The organism is Spiroplasma sp. ChiS, from assembly GCF_002968355.1.
In the GTDB taxonomy this organism is placed as follows: domain Bacteria; phylum Bacillota_I; class Bacilli_A; order Mycoplasmatales; family Mycoplasmataceae; genus Spiroplasma; species Spiroplasma citri.
Genome location: NZ_PUUH01000246.1, coordinates 1 through 726 on the forward strand (window position 1 = coordinate 1; position 726 = coordinate 726).

Below are 726 nucleotides of genomic sequence, written 5' to 3' on the forward strand. Positions count from 1 at the left end.
TCAACAAACTGAAAAAAAATGAAAAGAGAATAATTCTCTTGTTGATAATTATAACACACACTATGAAAAAAACAAGGGGGAACCACCAGAAATGTCTGAAGAAGAACTCAGTCTTGTTGATAATTATAACACACACTATGAAAAAAACAAGGGGGAACCACCAGAAATGTCTGAAGAAGAACTCAGTGAGTTATTAGTGGAATTAGACAACCTAGACTAACTCCCCTATCGAGTTCTTCACCCCCCCTACCAACAAAGCACAGAACTTGCGTAAAACCACAGAGTAGCAAGACAACGAATAAACAAACCCAAGATATGGTCTTTATCATATCGTTTTTGCTGTTTAGTAAAAAGAGATATTTTTTATTTCTTTTTCTTCCAATAAAAACCCACTTAGTTCCTTTTTTTCTTTTTGTCCGTGCCCTTAAAAGAAAAAAGTGAACGCAAAAAAGAAAAAACCCCACCCGGTTAGTAAGACAAAAATACAGAGTAAATCGGTTTATTAGTTAATAAGAAAAAACGGGCGACCGAAGAACTTTTAAAAACATTACATAAAAAGGGTTAATAAAAGTTGACCAACATACCCATCGTAATATTTATTATCTTTCTCATAAGGGAAATAATTTTGTTGGGCGTGAACACAAAAAAGCAATTAAAATAAATTGCTATGAACTCGCCCACCCTCATAAGGGAAATAATTTTGTTGGGCGTGAACACAAAAAAGCA

General features: G+C 33.9%; 1 protein-coding gene. It reads left to right on the forward strand.

Annotated elements, in window-relative coordinates; translation table 4 throughout:
* On the forward strand, positions 1-220 hold a 220-nt coding region (locus C6B38_RS10250), incomplete at its 5' end, for a hypothetical protein (RefSeq protein WP_162475916.1).
* Positions 221-726: the final 506 nt, after the last annotated feature.